This window comes from Burkholderia cenocepacia, assembly GCF_014211915.1.
In the GTDB taxonomy this organism is placed as follows: Bacteria; Pseudomonadota; Gammaproteobacteria; order Burkholderiales; family Burkholderiaceae; genus Burkholderia; species Burkholderia orbicola.
On the sequence record NZ_CP060039.1, the window covers coordinates 1,880,453 to 1,899,785 of the forward strand.

Genomic DNA, 19,333 nt, shown 5'->3' on the forward strand with positions numbered 1-19,333 from the left:
CGGCGTTTTCTCCGAGCGCATGCGCGCCGTCATTTCCCCAACCGCTCCGCCAGCGAATAGCGTTGCATGCAGCGCTCCATCGCGTCGAGAAACGCCAGCTCGGCCGCGTTCATCTTGCGGTCGCGATGCCACAGCAGGAATACGTCGACATCGACGAGCCCGTCGTCGGGCGGCAGCCGCCACAGCCGTTGCTGCGCGATGTCGTCGCGCACGATGTGCTCGGGCAGGCAGCCGATCCCGTAGCCTGCGAAGATCAGCCGCCGCACCTCCTCGAGGCTCGGCGACGACGCGACGATGCGTCCCGTGAAGCCCTTCTGGTCGCGAAACACGGTGAGCGGCGACAGGCTGTCGCCGATCTGGTCGCTCGTGAACGACACGAAATTCTCCGCGAGCAGATCGTCCATCCGCAACTGCGTTTGCCCGAACAGCCGGTGATGGCGGCCGCAGTAGATCGCATAGCGTTGGCGCAGGAAGCAGCGCATTTCCAGCTTGTCGTGCGGCGTGCGGCACAGGCCGAGCCCGGCCGTGGCCGTTTTCTGCAGCAGCGAGGAGAGGATGTCGGACGAGCGCATCACTTCGATCTGCAGATCGATACGCGGATATGCGCGGTGGAAATCCGCGAGGAACTCGTCGTAGACGGGCGATTCGATGCGGCTCACCGTCAGCAGCCGGATCGAGCCGGTCAGGTCGGCCGTGCTGTCGTCGATTTCGGTTTCGAGGCGCGAGATACCGCCGTAGATGTCGCTCGCGATCCGGTACACGGCTTCGCCGGCCGGCGTCGGCGCGAAGTGCGCGCCGCGCCGCTCGATCAGCCGGCGCTCGAGCGTCTCCTCGAGCCGCCGCAATGCCTGGCTCACGGCCGGCTGCGTGACGTGCAGGCGGGCGGCCGCGCGGCTCACGCTGCGTTCCTGCATGATCACCAGATAGGTGCGGAGCAGATTCCAGTCGAGGCGGTCGTTCAGGAACGGGGCGAGGTCGGGGCGCATCGGGTATCCGGGCAGCAGTGATCAGACATTAGTTGAATTTATATCGTGAATAATAACTTGAAATTTGACTAATGATTTGCGGCCACCGATAAAGGAGGGGCGCCGCAGCGTGCGGCGCGAGGCCGCGACAGACGGCCGCCGTCACGATATTGCGTGCTGCCCCGCCGCGGCGCGCGTCAGGAGCCCGCATGACTCAGTCCCTTCCTTCCGCCCGCCAGCCGGCACGCGCCGCGACGGCCGCGTTCATCGGCACGATGATCGAGTGGTACGACTTCTACATCTACGCGACCGCCGCCGCGCTCGTGTTCGGCGAACTCTATTTCCCGTCGCATGACCCGTTCGTCAGCACGATGGCGTCGTTCGCGACGTTCGCGGTCGGCTTCTTCGCGCGTCCGCTCGGTGGCGTGATCTTCGGCCATCTCGGTGACCGCATCGGCCGCAAGAAGGCGCTGATGACGACGTTGATGATGATGGGCGTCGCGACCGTGTGCGTCGGGCTGCTGCCCGCTTATTCGAAGGTCGGCATCCTCGCGCCGGTGCTGCTCGTCGCGCTGCGCATCGTGCAGGGCATCGCGGTGGGCGGCGAATGGGGCGGCGCGGTGCTGATGGCGGGCGAGCATGCGCCGCAGGGGCGCCGCACGTTTTTCGCGTCGTTCGCGCAGCTCGGCAGCCCGGCCGGGCTGATCCTGTCGCTGATCGCGTTCCGCGCGGTCACGTCGATGGACAAGGCCGATTTCCTCGCGTGGGGCTGGCGCCTGCCGTTTCTCGCGAGTGCGGTGCTGCTCGTGGTCGGCATCCTGATCCGGCTCGGCGTGAACGAGTCGCCGGAATTCGCGCGGGTGAAGGAAGCCAACCGCACGGTGAAGCTGCCGGTCGCGGAAGTGTTCCGTTCGGCGTCGGGGCTCGTGCTGCTCTGTATCGGCGCGAACACGATCGGCATCGCGGGCGTTTATTTCACGAACACGTTCATGATCGCGTACACGACGCAGTACGTCGGCGTCTCGCGCTCGCTGATCCTCGACAGCCTGTTCGCGGTCGCGATCATCCAGTTTTTCGCGCAGCCGCTCGCCGCCTGGATCGCCGAACGTATCGGCGGCGCGCGCTTCCTCAAGCTCGCGGCGCTGCTCGCGATGCTGTCGCCGTATCCGATGTTCATGCTCGTGCAGGGCAGCACGTCCGCGTCGCTGATCGCGGGCATCGCGCTCGCCGTGGTGTGCATGGCCGGCTTCTATTCGGTGATCGCGGGCTTCGTCAGCGACGTGTTCCCCGCGCACGTGCGCTATTCGGCGATCTCGCTCGCTTACCAGATTTGCGGCGCGATCGCGGGCGGCCTGACGCCGCTCGTCGGCACGTGGCTCGCGCATCGCTTCACGGGCCAGTGGTGGCCGCTCGCGGTGTTCTACACGTGTCTCGCCGGTATTTCGCTGCTCTGCATCGTCGCGCTCGATGCACGCCGCGCCGCGCGGCCGGCCGCCGCCGAAGCGCTCGGCTCGCACTGACCTTCAACGAACGACTCGATCCGGAATGCATATGAAAGACCTGCTGGAAATCGACGGCGCCCGCCTGTGGCAGAGCCTGACCGACATGGCGCGCGTCGGCGCGACCCCGCGCGGCGGCGTGCGGCGCCTCGCGCTCACCGATGACGACCGGCGCGGGCGCGACCTGTTCGCGCAATGGTGCCGCGACGCGGGAATGACGGTGAGCGCCGATGCGGTCGGCAACCTGTTCGCGCGGCGCGGCGGCGCCGATGCGCAGGCAGCGCCCGTGCTGATCGGCAGCCATCTCGACACGCAGCCCGAAGGCGGCCGCTTCGACGGCGTCTACGGCGTGCTCGCCGCGCTCGAACTCGTGCGCACGCTGAACGACGCGGGCATCGCGACCGACAAACCGCTCGAGATCGTGTCCTGGACCAACGAGGAGGGTGCACGCTTCGCGCCGGCGATGCTCGGCTCGGCCGTGTTCACGGGCGCGTTGCCGCTCGACGACGCGCTCGCGAAGCAGGACGCCGACGGCGTCACACTCGGCGCGGCGCTCGACGCGTGCGGCTATCGCGGCACGCGAGCAATGGGCGGCGCGGTCGACGCGTATTTCGAGGCGCATATCGAACAGGGGCCGGTGCTCGAGGCGAACGGCACGACGATCGGCATCGTCACGGGCGGCCAGGCGATCCGCTGGCTCGACGTGACGGTGACCGGCGTGGCCGCGCATGCGGGCACGACGCCGATGCCGTATCGCAAGGACGCGTATTTCGCGAGCGCGCGGATCGCGCTCGAACTCGAACGAATCGTCGCCGGCTACGCGCCGCGCGGGCTCGCGACGATCGGGCAGGTCGGCATTCGCAACGCGTCGCGCAACACGATTGCCGGCGACCTGACGTTCACGGTCGACCTGCGTCATCACGACGATGCCGAAGTCGATGCGATGGAGCGCGACCTGCGCGACGCCTGCGCACGCATCGCCGCCGCGCGCGGCGTGCAGGTGGCGATCGACACCTGCTGGCGCAGCCCGGCGACGCCGTTCGACCGCGATTGCGTCGCGCTGGTCGCGCGGGCGGCCGCCGTGTTCGGCTATACGCACGAGCGGATCGTGAGCGGCGCCGGCCACGATGCGATCCTGCTCGCGCGCCGTTTCCCGACCGCGATGGTGTTCATTCCGTGCGTCGACGGCCTGTCGCACAACGAAGCCGAGGATGCGTTGCCCGACGACGTGACGCGCGGCACGAACGTGCTGCTCCATGCGGTGCTGGCGCGCGCGGGCATCGCGGCGCGCGTCGACGCGGCGGCTGTCGCGCACGGCGCCTGATCCGGCGAATCGACGAGGACCATCATGAAAACCTATTTCCATCCCGAACAACTGCTGCACCATCCGCGCAGCTACCTGTCGCGCGGCCAGATGCGCGAACCGCAGGAGGTGCCCGAACGCGCGGCACGGCTCGTCGCGGCCGTCCGGTCGCTCGACTTCGACGTGCGCGAGCCGGCCGATCGCGGCACCGCACCGCTCGCGGCCGTGCACGACATGAACTACCTGCGCTTTCTCGAGGACGCGCACCGCGACTGGAAGCAGATGCCCGACGACTGGGGTGACGAAGTGATGTCGAACGTGTTCGTGCGCGACCCGAATCCGCTGCGCGGCGTGCTCGCGAAAGCCGCGCGCTATCTCGCCGATGGCAGTTGTCCGGTGGGCGCGAACACGTGGCGCGCGGCGTACTGGTCCGCGCAGGGCGCGCTGGCGGCCGCGGCCGACGTCAACGACGGCGCCCGCGAAGCCTATGCGCTGTGCCGCCCGCCCGGCCATCATGCGCGGCGCGATGCGGCCGGCGGCTTCTGCTACCTGAACAATGCGGCGATCGCCGCGCAGGCGCTGCTGGGCCGCCATCGCCGCGTCGCGATCCTCGATACCGACATGCATCACGGGCAGGGCGTGCAGGAGATTTTCTACGGCCGCGACGATGTGCTGTACGTGTCGATTCACGGCGACCCGACCAACTTCTACCCGGTCGTCGCGGGCTACGAGGAAGAGACGGGGGCGGGCGCCGGCGACGGCTTCAACCTCAACCTGCCGATGCCGCACGGCGCGCCGGAGTCGGCATTCTTCGAGCGGCTCGACGACGCGTTGCGTGCACTCGCGCGGTTTCAGCCCGATGCGCTCGTGCTCGCGCTCGGTTTCGACATCTACAAGGACGATCCGCAATCGCAGGTTGCCGTCACGACCGACGGGTTCGGGCGGCTCGGCGGCGCGATCGGCGCGCTCGGGTTGCCGACGGTGATCGTGCAGGAGGGCGGTTATCACCTCGCGAGTCTCGAGGCGAACGCGCGCGCGTTTTTCGGCGGGTTTGCCGCCGGGCGCTGACCGAGCCGTCAGAACCGAGGCACACGCCGGAAATGACAACGGCCGCATGGCGCGGCCGTAAGAATGCGTGCGGCAGGTTCCCGGCCGTCCGGGCGTTGCCCTTTAAGAGTTCGCGGCGGCCGGCGCGCGGCGGCGCTGCGTGACCTGCAGCATCACGAGTGCGAGCCCGGCAGCGGCGATCAGCGCACCGACGAGCGGCACCGCCGCGTAGCCGAACCCCGCCGAGATCGCCGCGCCGCCGGCGGCGGCGCCCACCGCGTTGCCGAGGTTGAACGCGCCGATGTTGACGGCCGATGCAAGGCCCGGCGCTTCATGGGCCGCGCGCATCACGCGCATCTGCAGCGGCGGCACGACCGCGAACGTCGCGATCCCCCAGACCAGCAGCGTGACGCCGGCGCCCGCATGGGTGGTGGCGAGCAGCGGGAACGCGGCCATGGTCGCGATCAGCAGCAACAGGAAGCCGATCAGCGTGCCGTCGAGCGAGCGGTCGGCGAGGCGCCCGCCCGCGATGTTGCCGATCGAGAAGCCGACGCCGATCAGCACGAGCATCGCGGTCACGAAGCCGGGTGTCGCGCCCGTCAGGTGTTCGAGCGTCGGCGCGACGTACGTATAGAGCGTGAACATCGCGCCGGCGCCGAGCACCGTCGTTCCGAGCGCGCCGAGCACGACCGGGCGCGTCAGCACGGAGAGTTCGGCGCGCAGGTCAGGCATCTTGCCGGCCTCGCCCTTCGGCAGCGCGGCGAACAGGCCGGCGATCGCGATCAGGCCGAGGCCCGCGGTCGCCGCGAACGACATGCGCCAGCCGATGATCTGGCCGAGCCAGGTCGCGGCCGGCACGCCGCCGACGTTCGCGATCGTCAGCCCCATGAACATCGTCGCGACCGCGCTGGCCTGCTTTTCGCGCGGCACGAGGCTCGCCGCGACCACCGAGCCGAGGCCGAAGAACGCGCCGTGATTGAGGCTCGTCACGAGGCGGGCGAGCAGCAGCGTCGTGTAGTCCGGTGCGACGGCCGACAGCAGGTTGCCGATGGTGAAGATCGACATCAGCGCGATCAGCGCGGAGCGGCGCGACCAGCGCGCGAGCAGCAGCGTCATCAGCGGCGCGCCGACCATCACGCCGATCGCATACGCGCTGATCAGCATGCCGGCTTGCGGAATCGACACGTGCACGCCGTCGGCGATCACGGGCAGCAAGCCCATCGGCGAGAACTCGGTCGTGCCGATGCCGAACGCGCCGGCGGCGAGCGCGAGCAGCGGCAGCGCGGCGCTGCCGCCGGGGCGGGACGGAGAGGAAGTCGTGGTGGTCACGTGGTGGACTCCTGTAAGCGGGGGACGACGGCACGAGGCCGTTGAGGACAGCGTGAAGTGTGCCTGCGTTACTTTTGCGGAAAAAGCCGTATGCGGACGAAATTATCTTGATTTCATGTCAACAATGCAGCGCGCGGGCGACGCGGGTGTGCGTGACCTGTGAGCCCGTGTTTTGGCGGGATGGACGAACGCCAAGGATTTCTAGAAAGCTTTTTGTAATGAAGAGGTGCGCAACTTCCGGACAGGGGGCTGCGACGCGGTGACGGTTCGCGGCTCATGCGGAGGTATCTTGCGAGACGCTCGGGAAGTCGGCCGGCGAGCATGAGATGACACGCGGCTGCCTGGCCGGACGCGTTGCCCTGCGACAGGCGATTCTGCCGTCGCCGGCCGGGCGCAATGTCCGGAAAGCCTTTCGCTGCAAGGCGCGACAGTAAAAAAGCCCCGACCACAGGGGGACCATGGCCGGGGCGGAAACGCATCCTCTCTTTGGCACGAGGGTTGGATGCGCGCGCAGTATATTTCGGGGCAGGACGATTCGAATCGGCGTTAAACGACCGTTTTTGGTGCCAATTTGAAAATAGCGGTATCGCGGCGTCGGACGTCGGCGTTTTGAAAGATTTTTCGATGACACGACGGTGTCGCTTCGTGTGTAAAGACATCGAAAACGCTGCGATCGCGGAACTGAACTCGGCAGGTCGGTCGGCGCGGCAAGTCGCATCGCCCGACCGCGCGTCGATGCGTCCAGCGTGCGTTCAGCCCGGTTCGCCGGCCGCATCGCGGACCGCCGCGAGAAACCGCGCGACGACGGGCGACGGCGTCGTCGCCGCGCCGTCGAACACGAACTCGATGTCGAAGCGGCTCGCGAGTTCGTCGAGCGCGACGAGCCGAACCGTGCTCGGGCAGGTCGGCGATGCGCTTTCCGGCACGAACGCGCAACCCATCCCCACCGCGACGAGGCCGATCAGCGTCGGGATGTCGCTGCCGATCTGCGCGATGCGCGGCGTGAAACCGGCCTGCTGGCACTGCGTCATCAGGAACCGGTGGTGCGCGGCGGAACGTTGCGCATCGAACCAGACGAACGGCTCGTTCGCGACGTCGGCCAGCGTGCGCGGCGCGACGAAGCGACCGCCCGACGGTGCGGGCATCGCGAGCACGAAGCGGTCGCTCAGCAGCCGCACGCCCGTCAGGTGCGGCGCTTCCTCGCGACGCCACGCCATGATTCCGGCGTCGAGCTGGCCGCGCATCAGCGCGCTGGCCTGCTCGGCGGACAGCATCGGCGCGATCGACAGTTTCACGTCCGGGCACGCATCGCGAAACGTTTTGAGGACGTTCGCGACGACCGGCAACGGCAGGCAGTTCGGCAGCGCGCCGAGCCGCAGTTCGCCGAGCTGGCCGGCCGCGCTGCGCAGCGCGCGCTCACGGCTGTCCTGCAGCATCGCGAGCAGGCCGGTCGCATCGTGCAGAAAGCTCGTGCCGGCCGCGGTGAGCGTGACGCCCGTCGCGCGACGGATCAGCAGCGGCGTGCCGATCGCGTCCTCCAGCTCGCGGATCTGCCGCGACAGCGCGGGCTGCACGATGCCGGCCGCGCGGGCGCCGGCCATCACGCTGCCGGCCTGCGCGACGGCGACGAAGTAGCGAAGGTGACGCAATTCGATCTGGCGCATGCGGTGTCCGGTTCGGTGGATGGATATGCCTGTAAAGCATAGCAAACGCCATTCGATGGTATTGGAAGGCATGACCGGCCTGCCGTACGATGACCGTCATCGCCGCGCTCGCTTCCTCCGGAGTCGCGTGTGTTTCCTCCGTCCCCACTGCGTTCCGCCCCATGCCGCTCCATATCCCGACCCCTTATATCCGCTCCCCCATCGCGTCGCGCCGGCTCGGCAGGACCGTCCGGCTGAAGCTCGACGCGCTGCAGCCATCGGGTTCGTTCAAGCTGCGCGGCATCGGCGCCGTCTGCGAGGCACGCCATGCGGCCGGGGCGCGGCGGTTCGTGTCGTCGTCGGGCGGTAACGCGGGCATCGCGGTCGCGTATTGCGGCCGCGAACTCGGCGTGCCGGTGCGCGTCGTCGTGCCGGAAAGCGCATCGACCCGGGCGCGCGAGCTCATCCGCATCGAAGGCGCGGACCTCGTCGTGCACGGCGCGAGCTGGGCCGAGGCAAATGCGTTCGCGCAATCGACGCTCGACGAGCACGACGCGTTCGTGCATCCGTTCGACGACCGCGTGCTGTGGCAGGGCCACGCGACGATGATCGACGAGATGGCGGCGGCCGGCCCGAAGCCCGACGCGGTCGTGCTCGCGGTCGGCGGTGGCGGTTTGCTGTGCGGCGTGCTGGAAGGGTTGGCGCGCAACGGCTGGCACGACGTGCCGGTCGTCGCGGCCGAGACGGAAGGCGCCGACTGCTATGCGCGCTCGGTCGCGCAGGGGCGTCCGGTCGAACTGGCGGCCATCGCGAGCATCGCGACGTCGCTCGGCGCGAAGCGGCCATGTGACGCGGCGGTCGAGTGGGCGACGCGCCACGCGATTCATCCGGTCGTCGTGTCGGATGCCGACGCGGTGGCTGCGTCGCTGCGGTTTGTCGATGAACACCGGATCGTCGTCGAGCCCGCGTGCGGCGCTGCCCTGGCCGCGTTGGAGCGCCCGGTGCCGGTGCTCGCATCGGCGTCGGACATCGCGGTGATCGTCTGCGGCGGCGTGACCACGACCGCCGAGCATCTGCAGACGCTGCGTGCGACGTTGCGGTAGGTGAGGGCGCAGGCGCGCAGCGCAGTTGCGAGACGCTGGGCCGCCTGCGGTTTCCGCGTGGGCCGACTGTGGGGATGAGGCGCGCAAGGCTGACCGTGACGCGTCCGCGTTGCGTTGTCGTCAATCCCGCGCGGCTATCCGCGGCCGGCGCACAGCCGGACGGGCGGGAACGACTTCAGGGAATGATACGAAAGGGCTGCGTACCGTCGCGCGGCGCCGCATGCGGCCGGGCGCGACGATACGGGAGCGCGGTCAGTTCGCGGCGGGTGCGCTCGCGCCGGACGGCGTGGACGATGCAACCGGGTTCGCGGCAGCCGGCGCAGGCGATGCGCTCGACGGCGCCGAGGTCGATGCGGGCGTCGATGCTGCAGACGAGGGCGCGGGCGATGACGGCGTGGCGGTGGCCGGCGCCGGAGCCGAAGCAGACGCGGGTGCGGGTGCGGAAGCCGGCACGGCCGTCGAACCGGAGGTCGACGAAGGCGCCGGTGCGGTTGCCGGACCGGAAACCGGCTTAGGCACCGAAGCGGGTGCAGGCGCCGACGCAGGCGCCGGGCCGCCAGCCGAAGCCGGCGCGGGTGCAGACGCAGGCGCTGTCCCCGAAACCGCCCCCGCCCCGGACGCCGCCGTCGGCGCGACAGCCCGCATCGCGGCCGGCGCCGCCACGGCCGATGCCGCGGCCGGCACGGCATTCGCGCCCGATCCAGGCGCGACCCCCGGCGCCGAAAGCGGCACCGGCGCCGCGGGCGGCGTCGGCACGACCGGTGTCGTCATCTTCAGCGGTTCGCCCTGCGGCGTCGGCGCGGGTTCGGGCAGCGGCGCGACGGGTTCCTTCTCGGCGGCCTTCACGGTCGCGCGATCGCGGCGCGCCGGGTCGATCTTCAGGAAATGGTCGACGAGCGTGAAGAAGCGCTCATAGAACACGCCGGCGGGAATCGTCTCGCTCGCGGTCTTGACGAGCGCGTCGTCGCTCGACCCGATCGGCAGCGACAGCGAGCCGAACACGCTCAAGCCGACGCTGGCCGACGTATTCGACTTCTTCAGCGTATAGCGGTCCTGTACCGCGTTCACGTACGCGATGCTCGACGAGCCGTCCGCGTTCGCGTCCGCGCACACGACGTGAAACTCGATCACGACGTGCATGTCGTTGCTCGGCTGGAAATTCTTGCTGCCGTCGACCGCGTCGTTGCGCGACGACGACACCACGTAGCCCTGGCTCAGCAGCGCGCGCCGCGCGGCCTCGCAGGCCGCGTCGGATTTCGAGTGGAACGTGTGCGCATACGGGCTGGTGGTCGCGTCGAACTGTTCCTGCTGGTAGATCGGCTTGGGCGGCGACGAGCATGCCGCCAGCACGGTCGCGACCGCGAGCGCGCACGAAACGGAAAACAGGCGAAATCGGTTGTGCATGGCGTCTTTCAGAAGGCTCGGCGAGAGGCGGCGCAACGGGAGTGCCCGGATCGATGCGCGCGCACATCTCGTATGGCCGGGGCGACATTATAGTTTCGTTTGATGTCGCGCTCGCTTCAGTCGGCCGGCGCGCCGCGCGCTGCGGCAAGCAATTGCGCCGTCAGCGGATGATGTTCGCCGCGCCGGGAGCGGATCGCGTGGATCTCCTCGGTCACGTCGCCCGCGCGCCCGAGCCGCCTGAGCCCGCGCAGCAGCGACGCATCGTTCGCGCCGAGTTCGCTCAGTGGAAACACGCCGAGGCCGCGCGCCGCGAACACGGCCATCAGCGCGCTGTCCTCGAATTCGCCGGCCACGCGCGGCACGATCCGCTCGCTTTCCAGCCATCGGTCGAGATGGGCGCGCAATGCCGAATGCGCGGTCGGCAGCAGCACCGGGAGGTCGGCCAGGCACTGCGGAAAGCGCTGACGCGCGGCCGGCGTGACGAGTGCCGCGGGCCCGTACCAGTCGACCGGCGACGCGACGAGCCGCTCGCTCGTCACGCGCAGGTTCGACCCGGACGGCGCGCCCTGACCGGCCAGCACGAGATCCAGATGATGCAGCGCGAGTTCCGCGAGCAGCGCGTCGTGCTCGCCCTCGTGGCACAGCAGCCGCAGCGTGGGCGTGTCGAGCACGGGGGCCAGGATCGCGTGCGCGGCGAGCTTGGAGATGCCGTCCGCGAGGCCGACCGCGAGCCGCACGGTCGGCTGGCTGGCCGCCGCGCGCACGTCGTCGGGAATCAGCCGGCCCATCTCGAAGATGATTTCCGCGCGTGCAAAGGCGGCCTGCCCGGCATCGGTCATCGCGACACCGCGCCCGGCCGGGCGCAGTAGCTGGTGCCCGAGCGATTTCTCCAGTTCGCGCACCTGCGCGCTGATCGTCTGCACGGCCATGTCGAGCCGCTCGGCCGCACGCGCGAAGCCGCCTTCCTTCACCACGACCCAGAAATAGTACAGATGTCGGAAATTGAGCATCGGCGCGCGATATATCGAAAAAACCGAACCTAAAATCAGATTCTCTCTGATTTTTGCGAAGTTCGGGGTGTCATATCATCAGGCTTTCCACTTTCGTATCGGCCCCGCCCATGGACTACCTGCTGACGCTTGCCACCGACCCCGCCGTCTGGGCCGCGCTCCTGACGCTCGTCGTGATGGAAGTCGTGCTCGGCATCGACAACCTGATCTTCATCTCGATCCTCAGCAACAAGCTGCCCGAAGCGCAGCGCGCCCGCACGCAGCGTCTCGGCATCGCGCTCGCGCTGGTGATGCGCCTCGCGCTGCTCGGCAGCGTCGCGTGGATCGCGAGCCTGACCGAACCCGTGTTCACGCTGTTCGACCATGCGTTCTCGTGGCGCGACATGATCCTGCTGTCGGGCGGCCTGTTCCTCGTGTGGAAGGCGACCACCGAGATCCATCACCACGTGTCGCACGACGGCGACGGCGCGGGCGGGGCCGCCGGCGCGGCCGGCCTGACCGTGTGGGCCGCGATCGGCCAGATCGTGATGCTCGACATCGTGTTCTCGATCGACAGCATCGTGACCGCGATCGGCATGACCGAGCACGTTCCGATCATGTTCGTCGCCGTGATCGTCGCCGTGAGCGTGATGCTGTTCGCCGCGCAGCCGCTCGCACGCTTCATCGACCGCAACCCGACGATCGTGATGCTCGCGCTGTCGTTCCTGGTCGTGATCGGCATGACGCTGATCGCCGAAGGGTTCGGTTCGCACGTGCCGAAGGGGTACATCTATGCGGCGATGGCGTTCTCGGCGTTCGTCGAGGGCATGAACATGCTGGCGCGGCGGGCCAAGGCGAAGCGGGCGGCGCAGGTGGCGCGCGACTGAGCCGGCGCGCGTGATGCCGGCCGCTGTGGCGGCCGGCTCGCGCACCTCATATGGAATCCGGATGAAATTCGCACGGAAAGGAGAACCGCGATGAAATGCCCTGTCTGCAAGACGCCCGACCTGCTGATGGCCGAGCGCCAGTCGATCGAGATCGACTACTGTCCGACCTGCCGCGGCGTGTGGCTCGATCGCGGCGAACTCGACAAGCTGATCGCCCACGAAACCGGTGACGCGCCGGCGCGACGCGACACGGCGCCAGTGCAGCACGACGCGCACGCGCCGCGCGGCCGCGACGACGGCTGGGGGCGCGACGCGCGCTCGCACGACGGGCGTGACCGGCACGACGGCCGGCGTCGCAAGAAGTCGGTGTTCGATCTGTTCGATTTCGATTGAATCTGCCGTCCGCGCACTTGAGCGCGCGCGGCCCGATGCAAAAAAGCCCCGCCCGGCATCGCGCCGGAGCGGGGCTTTTTCATGCGTGTCACGTCAGGACACGCGTCGACGCTCACGCATTGCCGGCCGTCACGTCGATGCGGCGAGGGCGCGTTTCCTCGCGGCGCGGGATCGTCAGCGTCAGCACGCCGTCGCGCAGGTTCGCGTCGATCCGCGACGTGTCGAGGTCGGCGCTCAGCACGAACGACCGTGCATAGCGCGTCGAACGGATTTCCGCGTGCCGCACGCGCAGGTCGGCCGCCGTGTCGAACTGCGTCGCGGCTTCGATCGTCAGCGTGTTGTCGTGCACCTTCACGTCGAGATTCTCGCGCGGCACGCCGGGCAGGTCGGCGCGCAGCGTGACGCCGCGTTGATCCTCGACGATGTCGACGGACGGGGTGATCGCGGGCCGGCGCGCGGCTTCCGCGGCGGCCGGGTGAACGGGGGTGGTTTGGTGTTCGGCCAGGGTCGGGTTCGTGTTCATGTCGGTATCCTGAAGGGTTACTGAATGGTGATCGCACGCGGCTTCGAGGCCTCGCGCCGGCCGACGCGAATCAGCAGGCAGCCGTTTTCGTAGCGGGCGCTGACCTGGTCGGGGTCCGCATCGCGCGGCAGTTCGACCACGCGGCGGAACGCGCCGTGAAAGCGCTCCTGCGCATACGCGCGCACGTCGTCGCCTTCGGTGCGCGGCGCCGGTTTGCGCTCGCCGCTGATCGTCAGCAGATCCTTGTCGATCGATACGTCGAAGTCGGCCGCGGCCATGCCGGGTGCGAACGCGACGATCTCGATCGCGTCGTCGGTCGCGCCGACGTTGAGGGCGGGAAACGCGCCGGCGCGCCCTGCACGGATGCCCGACGGGCGTTCGCCGAGCAGGCTCGCCATCTGCCGCTGCACGCGGGCGAATTCGTCGAACAGATCGTGGCCGAAATGGATACCGCTCATGTTGGTCCTCCTGAACAGGGAACGCGGGAGACGTGACCGCGCGTCGCCTGCGGCGGGCGCGACGGGTGGCTCCACTGGGTCGATACGGGGGCGGTGCGTGGCATGCGGCACTGCCCGACGACGATTAATTAGTGGCCGTCGCCGCGCATTTCAAGAGGGAATCTGCAGCCCGCGTCGACGCCCGCGCGCGGGATTCGATGCGACAATCGCCGCGGCATATCCGCAGACCAACCACACGGGACAACCATGGACATTCGACGTATCGCGATCGTCGGCGCCGGCGTGATCGGCGCGAGCTGGGCCGCTTTCTACCTGACGCAGGGCTTCGACGTCGTCGCGACCGACCCGGCGCCGCAGGCCGATGCACGGCTGCGCGACGCGCTCGCCGCATTCCTCGGCGAGCGGGCCGCCGAGCTTTGCGAGCGGCTGTCGTTCGACGCCGATCTCGTGCGCGCGCTCGACGGCGTCGATTTCGTGCAGGAGAACGGCCCCGAGCGACTCGACCTGAAGCGTGCGCTCTATCGGCAGATGGACGACGTGCTGCCCGCGCACGTGCCGATCGCGTCCAGCTCGTCGGGCCTGAAGATGTCCGAGATCCAGACGGCCTGCGCGAAGCATCCGGAACGCTGCCTGATCGCGCATCCGTTCAATCCGCCGCACCTGATCCCGCTCGTCGAGCTGGTCGGCGGCGACGCGACCAGCCCGGACGTGATCGCGCGCGTGAAGCAGTTCTACGATGCGCTCGGCAAGCAGACGATCGTGCTGAACAAGGAGATGACCGGCCACGTCGCGAACCGGCTTGCGGCCGCGCTGTTCCGCGAGGTGTATCACCTGGTCGGCGAAGGCGTCGTGAGCGTCGCCGATGCGGACAAGGCCGTCGCGTGGGGGCCGGGCCTGCGCTGGGGGCTGATGGGGCAGTGCCTGACCTATCACCTCGGCGGCGGCGCGGGCGGGATCGCGCACTTCCTCGAACACCTGTCGGGGCCGATCACGAGCTGGTGGGACGACCTCGGCACGCCGTCGTTCGATCCGGAAGTCGATCGCAAGCTGACCGACGAGCTGCGCGCGATCCAGGGCGAGCGCTCGATGCAGGAACTGGCAGCGGAGCGCGATCGGCTGCTCGTCGAACTGATCGACGCACGGCGCCGCAGCTTCCTGCCCTGATCGTGATCCTGATTCTGATCCGGTCGCGCGCAGCGGCGCCACCGGTCATTGCTGCGACGTCGCCTGGCTGGCGGGCGGCACGTGGGCCAGCCAGGCCGGGCTCGCGGCCTGCACGAGTTCGCGGTTGCGCGCACGCGTCGCGGCGTTCGGCGGATAGTTGCCGTCGTTGGTCGGCAGTTCGCCGTCGAGATAGGCCTGCTTGAGCTGATCGATGACTTCCGCGCGCGTCAGGCCCTGCGCCGGGGCTGATGCGTCGGTCTGGGCAAAGGCGGGGGACAGCAGCGCGGCTGCGGCGGTCGCGACGGCGAATCGCAGGACGTTTTTCATGGCGGGCTCCGATCAAGGGGACGGGGTACCGGGCGCGCGCGGCGATGCGCGGTGCGTTCGGATGGGTCCCATTGTCGCGACCGGGTGCTGCGCGGACGATGACGCGTTCCGGGCAAAGCTGTCAGGTGCGGGCGCGTCCGCGTGACTTGAGCGCGGTGCCGTTACAACTCGGCCGCCGCCGTGATCAACGTGGCTTCGAGCGCGAGTGTGGAGCGCGACGCGGCCGCCGGGCGATCGATCACGTATTCGAGTTCGCCGAGCTCCGGCAGCCCCGCGTCGAGCCGCGCGAGCCCGGCCGGGATCACGTAGCCGGCGAACGCGCTGACGCCGAGCCCCGCGCTCGCGGCCGCCCGCAGCACCGCGATGCTGCTGCTCACGACGGCGATCCGGTAAGGCCGCCCGACGGCTTCGAGCGATTCGAGCACGCGGCGGCGCGACACGCTCGGCTCCGGATGCATCGCGAGTGGCAGCACGGCCTCGTGGCCGGTGATCCGCGAATCGGGGCCGGTGCACCAGTACAGCGGTTCGCTGCGGATCACGCGGCCGCGCCGGCTGCCGGCGATGCGTTTCGCGAACACGAGATCGTGCCGGCCTTCGTCGAGCGCGTCGAACAGGTCGCCCGACAGCCCGGTCGAGATCGCGAGCTCGACGTCCGGGTTGCGCTGCACAAAGCTCGCGAGCGCGGCCGTCAGGTGCGCCGACGCGAAATCCTCCGACATCGCGAGCCGCACCTTGCCCGACAGCGGCGGCCCGCAGACCGACGTGACGGCCTCGTCCATCAGTTCGAGGATGCGCACCGCGTAGCGGAACAGCGCGTCGCCGTGCTGCGACAGGTGCACGTTGCGCGTGTCGCGCTCGAACAGCGGCCGGTCGAGCAGCTCCTCGAGGCGGCGGATATGCTGGCTGACGGTCGACTGCGACAGGTTCACGCGCTCGGACGCGGCGGTGAAGCTGCCGGACTGGGCGACGGCGACGAAGCTGCGCAGCAGTTCGGGCGGTAACGGACGCATTGCTAAATCCACTGAATCGGTTTCGACAACTTCATAAATGGCCGGATTATGCGGCGCTAGTATCGGATCACGCGCCAGTGCGGCCTCCGCCAACGAGGGGCACCAGACGCGTAGCCCGTGTCGCGCCGCCGGCTGCATCGGTCAGTCTAAGCCATCCGGCGTCCGGCCCGAATCCGCATCATCCCATCGACCCCGAGAACGTGCTCGCACGACGAGCCGCCGGGCCGCGGCGCCCCGCCGCAGGAGACAGACAGTCCGCCCGGGATCGGCGTGCGGGCCTGACTCCCGCATGCGTCAGGCGCCCGTCACGAAGAGACTGGAGACGACTCATGATCATCTACGGAACCGCGCTGCTGGCGTTCTGCCACCTGGCCGGACTGTTCCTCGGCGACCTGCTCGGCAGCGCGATCGGCGTGAAGACCAATGTCGGCGGCGTCGGCATCGCGATGCTGCTGCTGATCTGCCTGCGCCTGTGGCTGCACCGGCGCGGCTGGCTGCCGAAGGAGACCGAGGCGGGCGTCGGTTTCTGGGGCGCGATGTACATCCCGGTCGTCGTCGCGATGGCCGCGAACCAGAACGTCGTCGCCGCGCTCAAAGGCGGGCCGGTCGCGCTGCTGGCCGCCGTCGGGGCGGTCGCGATCTGCGCATGCTGCATTGCGGTACTCGCGCGCACCGGGCGCGACGACACGGCCTTCGCGGGCGTGCCGCAATTCGAAGAACAATAACGGAGGCCGCCATGCTGCAGATGCTCGAAAAAACCGTCGCCCACAACGGGCTCGTCGCGTCGTTCGCGCTGGTCGGCCTGATCATGTGGCTGTCGTCGATCGCGTCGCGCAAGCTCACGTTCGGCCGCGTGCACGGCTCGGCGATCGCGATCGTGATCGGTCTCGTGCTCGCCTACGTCGGCGGCGCATTCACCGGCGGCGAGAAGGGGCTGGCCGACGTCAAGCTGTTCGCCGGCATCGGCCTGATGGGCGGCGCGATGCTGCGCGATTTCGCGATCGTCGCGACCGCGTTCGAAGTGCAGCCGACCGAGGCGCGCAAGGCCGGGCTCGTCGGTGTCGCGTCGCTGCTGCTCGGCACCGTGCTGCCGTTCATCGTCGGCGCGTGCGTCGCGCGCGCGTTCGGCTACACCGACGCGGTCAGCATGACGACGATCGGCGCGGGCGCCGTCACCTATATCGTCGGGCCCGTCACCGGCGCGGCGATCGGTGCGAGTTCCGACGTGATCGCGCTCAGCATCGCGACCGGGCTCGTGAAGGCGATCATCGTGATGGTCGGCACGCCGGTCGCGGCCAATTTCATGGGCCTGAAGACGCCGCGCTCCGCGATGATCTTCGGCGGGCTGGCCGGCACCGTCAGCGGCGTGAGCGCGGGCCTTGCCGCGACCGATCGCCGGCTCGTGCCGTACGGTGCGCTGGTCGCGACGTTCCATACCGGCGTCGGCTGCCTGCTCGGGCCGTCGGTACTGTTCTTCACGACGCGCGCGCTGGTCGGCGCGTAGGGCCCTGCGACGCGGCCCGCGCGCGGGCCGCATCCATCGCCGCGTCCTCTGAGTCGCATTCTGCAACATCATCAATCGGCGGCGGCGCCAGGCTTAGAATGCCGCTGAACCCTCGAAGCGGAGAACTGTTCATGACCGGATGGAATCACGCGCGGCAGGCGCGCGATGCACGCCTCGCGGCCGGCGCGGCATACGCGCAGGGCAAGCGGGTCGATGCGCGCGACACCGTCGCGTTGCTCGAAGCGGTGCTGCGGCCCGGCGATCGCGTGTGCCTCGAAGGCGACAACCAGAAGCAGGCCGATCTGCTCGCCACCGCGCTCGCCGACGTCGACAGCGCGAAGATCCACGACCTGCACATGGTGCAGTCGGGCGTCGTGCTGCCCGAGCATCTCGACGTGTTCGAGCGCGGCATCGCGAAGCGCCTCGACTTCGCGTATTCGGGCCCGCAGTCGCAGCGCATCGCGAAGCTGCTGTTCGGCGGCAAGATCGCGCTCGGCGCGGTGCATACCTATCTCGAACTGTTCGCCCGCTACTTCATCGACCTCACGCCGCAGGTCGCGCTGATCGCGGCCGTGAGCGCCGACGCCGACGGCAACCTGTACACCGGCCCGAACACCGAGGACACGCCGACCGTCGTCGAGGCGACCGCGTTCAAGGACGGCATCGTGATCGCGCAGGTCGACCGCATCGTCGACAAGGTGCCGCGCGTCGACATCCCGGGCGATCGCGTGCATTTCGTCGTCGAGGCCGGCCGGCCGTTCTATGTCGAGCCGCTGTTCACGCGCGATCCGGCCGCGATCACCGAAACGCAGATCCTCACCGCGATGCTCGCGATCAAGGGCATCTACGAGCCGTACGGGATCAAGCGCCTGAACCACGGGATCGGCTTCAACACGGCCGCGATCGAGCTGCTGCTGCCGACCTACGGCGCGAAGCTCGGCTTGAAGGGCAAGGTCTGCACGCACTGGGCGCTCAATCCGCACCCGACGCTGATTCCCGCGATCGAATCGGGCTGGGTCGAGCAGGTCCACTGCTTCGGCTCCGAGGTCGGGATGGACGACTATATCCGCGCGCGCTCCGACGTGTGGTTCACCGGCCCCGACGGGTCGCTGCGCTCGAACCGCGCGTTCTGCCAGACGGCCGGCCTCTATGCATGCGACATGTTCATCGGCTCGACGTTGCAGATCGACCTGTCCGGCCATTCGTCGACGGTCACGGCCGAGCGGATCGCCGGCTTCGGCGGCGCGCCGAACATGGGCAGCGACGCGCGCGGCCGCCGCCATCCGAGCGAGCCGTGGCTGAAGGCCGGCGCGGAAGCCGACCCGGACACGCCAGCGGCGCTGCGGCGCGGCCGCAAGCTGGTCGTGCAGATCGGCGAGACGTTCGGCGACAAGAACGTGCCGATGTTCGTCGAGAAGCTCGACGCGCTGAAGCTCGCCGACAAGCTGCAGCTCGACCTCGCGCCGATCATGGTCTACGGCGACGACGTCACGCACATCGTCACCGAGGAAGGGATCGCGAATCTGCTGATGTGCCGCGACAAGGACGAACGCGAGCACGCGATTCGCGGCGTCGCCGGCTATACCGACGTCGGCCGCGGCCGCGACAAGAAGCTGGTCGAGCGGCTGCGCGAACGCGGCGTGATCCGTCGCCCGGAGGATCTCGGTATCGATCCGCTCGACGCCGACCGCCGCTGGCTCGCCGCGCGGTCGATCAAGGATCTGGTGCACTGGTCGGGCGGGCTCTATGCGCCGCCGGCCCGGTTCCGCAACTGGTGAGGAAGAG

At 69.1% G+C, this 19,333-nt stretch carries 19 protein-coding genes; 10 read left to right on the forward strand and 9 right to left on the reverse strand.

Features of this window, described 5'->3' with window-relative positions:
- Window positions 1-29: 29 nt before the first annotated feature.
- Complete coding sequence (locus SY91_RS08970) at window positions 30-986, reverse strand: LysR family transcriptional regulator (protein ID WP_006476381.1); 957 nt, start codon at window positions 984-986, stop codon at window positions 30-32.
- A gap of 188 nt (window positions 987-1,174) precedes the next feature.
- Here SY91_RS08970 and SY91_RS08975 point away from each other — a divergent pair, with 188 nt between their 5' ends.
- From SY91_RS08975 to SY91_RS08985, 3 genes are read left to right on the forward strand one after another with little or no spacing between them, the layout of a single operon-like run.
- A complete protein-coding gene (locus tag SY91_RS08975; protein ID WP_023477718.1) occupies window positions 1,175-2,485 on the forward strand; it encodes an MFS transporter in 1,311 nt (436 codons plus the stop codon).
- 31 nt (window positions 2,486-2,516) lie between these two features.
- The gene (locus tag SY91_RS08980) at window positions 2,517-3,788 is read left to right on the forward strand and encodes a Zn-dependent hydrolase (RefSeq protein WP_043888544.1); all 1,272 of its coding nucleotides are present in this window, start codon (window positions 2,517-2,519) and stop codon (window positions 3,786-3,788) included.
- Between the two features lie 24 nt (window positions 3,789-3,812).
- Window positions 3,813-4,835 carry a histone deacetylase family protein gene (locus tag SY91_RS08985; RefSeq protein WP_043888543.1) on the forward strand — a complete coding sequence of 341 codons (1,023 nt, stop codon included), beginning with the start codon at window positions 3,813-3,815 and terminating at the stop codon, window positions 4,833-4,835.
- A gap of 102 nt (window positions 4,836-4,937) precedes the next feature.
- On the opposite strand, the gene SY91_RS08990 is transcribed toward SY91_RS08985, so the two are convergent.
- A complete protein-coding gene (locus tag SY91_RS08990; protein WP_023477717.1) occupies window positions 4,938-6,143 on the reverse strand; it encodes an MFS transporter in 1,206 nt (401 codons plus the stop codon).
- Between the two features lie 752 nt (window positions 6,144-6,895).
- On the reverse strand, window positions 6,896-7,807 hold the full coding sequence (locus SY91_RS08995) for a LysR family transcriptional regulator (RefSeq protein WP_023477716.1): 912 nt from the start codon (window positions 7,805-7,807) through the stop codon (window positions 6,896-6,898).
- A gap of 161 nt (window positions 7,808-7,968) precedes the next feature.
- On the opposite strand from SY91_RS08995, the gene SY91_RS09000 reads away from it, so the two are divergent.
- Window positions 7,969-8,889, forward strand: a complete 921-nt coding sequence (locus SY91_RS09000) for a pyridoxal-phosphate dependent enzyme (protein ID WP_023477715.1) — start codon at window positions 7,969-7,971, stop codon at window positions 8,887-8,889.
- Between the two features lie 252 nt (window positions 8,890-9,141).
- On the opposite strand, the gene SY91_RS09005 is transcribed toward SY91_RS09000, so the two are convergent.
- The gene (locus SY91_RS09005) at window positions 9,142-10,293 is read right to left on the reverse strand and encodes a DUF2242 domain-containing protein (RefSeq protein WP_185920862.1); all 1,152 of its coding nucleotides are present in this window, start codon (window positions 10,291-10,293) and stop codon (window positions 9,142-9,144) included.
- Between the two features lie 116 nt (window positions 10,294-10,409).
- Entirely contained in the window at window positions 10,410-11,303 is an 894-nt protein-coding gene (locus tag SY91_RS09010) for a LysR family transcriptional regulator (protein WP_023477907.1), read from the reverse strand.
- 110 nt (window positions 11,304-11,413) lie between these two features.
- Here SY91_RS09010 and SY91_RS09015 point away from each other — a divergent pair, with 110 nt between their 5' ends.
- Window positions 11,414-12,169, forward strand: a complete 756-nt coding sequence (locus SY91_RS09015) for a TerC family protein (RefSeq protein ID WP_012328220.1) — start codon at window positions 11,414-11,416, stop codon at window positions 12,167-12,169.
- Window positions 12,170-12,259: 90 nt separating this feature from the next.
- Complete coding sequence (locus tag SY91_RS09020; RefSeq protein ID WP_023477908.1) at window positions 12,260-12,562, forward strand: zf-TFIIB domain-containing protein; 303 nt, start codon at window positions 12,260-12,262, stop codon at window positions 12,560-12,562.
- A gap of 112 nt (window positions 12,563-12,674) precedes the next feature.
- Here SY91_RS09020 and SY91_RS09025 read toward each other — a convergent pair whose 3' ends face one another.
- On the reverse strand, window positions 12,675-13,085 hold the full coding sequence (locus SY91_RS09025) for an Hsp20/alpha crystallin family protein (protein WP_023477909.1): 411 nt from the start codon (window positions 13,083-13,085) through the stop codon (window positions 12,675-12,677).
- Window positions 13,086-13,102: 17 nt separating this feature from the next.
- Window positions 13,103-13,543, reverse strand: a complete 441-nt coding sequence (locus tag SY91_RS09030) for an Hsp20/alpha crystallin family protein (RefSeq protein ID WP_023477910.1) — start codon at window positions 13,541-13,543, stop codon at window positions 13,103-13,105.
- Window positions 13,544-13,789: 246 nt separating this feature from the next.
- Here SY91_RS09030 and SY91_RS09035 point away from each other — a divergent pair, with 246 nt between their 5' ends.
- Window positions 13,790-14,707: a 3-hydroxyacyl-CoA dehydrogenase NAD-binding domain-containing protein gene (locus tag SY91_RS09035; protein WP_023477911.1), complete on the forward strand. Its 918-nt coding sequence runs from the start codon at window positions 13,790-13,792 to the stop codon at window positions 14,705-14,707.
- A 45-nt stretch (window positions 14,708-14,752) separates the two neighbouring features.
- Here the strand turns inward: SY91_RS09035 and SY91_RS09040 are convergent, their stop codons facing one another.
- Window positions 14,753-15,034: a DUF4148 domain-containing protein gene (locus SY91_RS09040; RefSeq protein WP_006476367.1), complete on the reverse strand. Its 282-nt coding sequence runs from the start codon at window positions 15,032-15,034 to the stop codon at window positions 14,753-14,755.
- Window positions 15,035-15,195: 161 nt separating this feature from the next.
- Window positions 15,196-16,044, reverse strand: coding sequence for a LysR substrate-binding domain-containing protein (locus SY91_RS09045; protein WP_012328224.1), 849 nt, complete (start codon window positions 16,042-16,044; stop codon window positions 15,196-15,198).
- A 329-nt stretch (window positions 16,045-16,373) separates the two neighbouring features.
- On the opposite strand from SY91_RS09045, the gene madL reads away from it, so the two are divergent.
- The 3 genes from madL (at window position 16,374) to mdcA (ending at window position 19,326) form a co-directional block, all read left to right on the forward strand.
- Window positions 16,374-16,769 carry a malonate transporter subunit MadL gene (gene madL, locus SY91_RS09050; RefSeq protein WP_006485307.1) on the forward strand — a complete coding sequence of 132 codons (396 nt, stop codon included), beginning with the start codon at window positions 16,374-16,376 and terminating at the stop codon, window positions 16,767-16,769.
- 11 nt (window positions 16,770-16,780) lie between these two features.
- Entirely contained in the window at window positions 16,781-17,548 is a 768-nt protein-coding gene (madM, locus tag SY91_RS09055) for a malonate transporter subunit MadM (protein ID WP_023477912.1), read from the forward strand.
- 131 nt (window positions 17,549-17,679) lie between these two features.
- On the forward strand, window positions 17,680-19,326 hold the full coding sequence (gene mdcA / locus SY91_RS09060) for a malonate decarboxylase subunit alpha (protein WP_043888612.1): 1,647 nt from the start codon (window positions 17,680-17,682) through the stop codon (window positions 19,324-19,326).
- Window positions 19,327-19,333 lie beyond the last annotated feature (7 nt).

What these genes read in the sequence shown, in the direction of transcription:
- SY91_RS08970 (WP_006476381.1), bottom strand. Translation starts at nt 986, where the DNA reads ATGCGCCCCGACCTCGCCCCGTTCCTGAACGACCGCCTCGACTGGAAT.
- SY91_RS08975 (WP_023477718.1), top strand. Translation starts at nt 1,175, where the DNA reads ATGACTCAGTCCCTTCCTTCCGCCCGCCAGCCGGCACGCGCCGCGACG.
- SY91_RS08980 (WP_043888544.1), top strand. Translation starts at nt 2,517, where the DNA reads ATGAAAGACCTGCTGGAAATCGACGGCGCCCGCCTGTGGCAGAGCCTG.
- SY91_RS08985 (WP_043888543.1), top strand. Translation starts at nt 3,813, where the DNA reads ATGAAAACCTATTTCCATCCCGAACAACTGCTGCACCATCCGCGCAGC.
- SY91_RS08995 (WP_023477716.1), bottom strand. Translation starts at nt 7,807, where the DNA reads ATGCGCCAGATCGAATTGCGTCACCTTCGCTACTTCGTCGCCGTCGCG.
- SY91_RS09000 (WP_023477715.1), top strand. Translation starts at nt 7,969, where the DNA reads ATGCCGCTCCATATCCCGACCCCTTATATCCGCTCCCCCATCGCGTCG.
- SY91_RS09005 (WP_185920862.1), bottom strand. Translation starts at nt 10,293, where the DNA reads ATGCACAACCGATTTCGCCTGTTTTCCGTTTCGTGCGCGCTCGCGGTC.
- SY91_RS09010 (WP_023477907.1), bottom strand. Translation starts at nt 11,303, where the DNA reads ATGCTCAATTTCCGACATCTGTACTATTTCTGGGTCGTGGTGAAGGAA.
- SY91_RS09015 (WP_012328220.1), top strand. Translation starts at nt 11,414, where the DNA reads ATGGACTACCTGCTGACGCTTGCCACCGACCCCGCCGTCTGGGCCGCG.
- SY91_RS09020 (WP_023477908.1), top strand. Translation starts at nt 12,260, where the DNA reads ATGAAATGCCCTGTCTGCAAGACGCCCGACCTGCTGATGGCCGAGCGC.
- SY91_RS09025 (WP_023477909.1), bottom strand. Translation starts at nt 13,085, where the DNA reads ATGAACACGAACCCGACCCTGGCCGAACACCAAACCACCCCCGTTCAC.
- SY91_RS09030 (WP_023477910.1), bottom strand. Translation starts at nt 13,543, where the DNA reads ATGAGCGGTATCCATTTCGGCCACGATCTGTTCGACGAATTCGCCCGC.
- SY91_RS09035 (WP_023477911.1), top strand. Translation starts at nt 13,790, where the DNA reads ATGGACATTCGACGTATCGCGATCGTCGGCGCCGGCGTGATCGGCGCG.
- SY91_RS09040 (WP_006476367.1), bottom strand. Translation starts at nt 15,034, where the DNA reads ATGAAAAACGTCCTGCGATTCGCCGTCGCGACCGCCGCAGCCGCGCTG.
- SY91_RS09045 (WP_012328224.1), bottom strand. Translation starts at nt 16,044, where the DNA reads ATGCGTCCGTTACCGCCCGAACTGCTGCGCAGCTTCGTCGCCGTCGCC.
- madL (WP_006485307.1), top strand. Translation starts at nt 16,374, where the DNA reads ATGATCATCTACGGAACCGCGCTGCTGGCGTTCTGCCACCTGGCCGGA.
- madM (WP_023477912.1), top strand. Translation starts at nt 16,781, where the DNA reads ATGCTGCAGATGCTCGAAAAAACCGTCGCCCACAACGGGCTCGTCGCG.
- mdcA (WP_043888612.1), top strand. Translation starts at nt 17,680, where the DNA reads ATGACCGGATGGAATCACGCGCGGCAGGCGCGCGATGCACGCCTCGCG.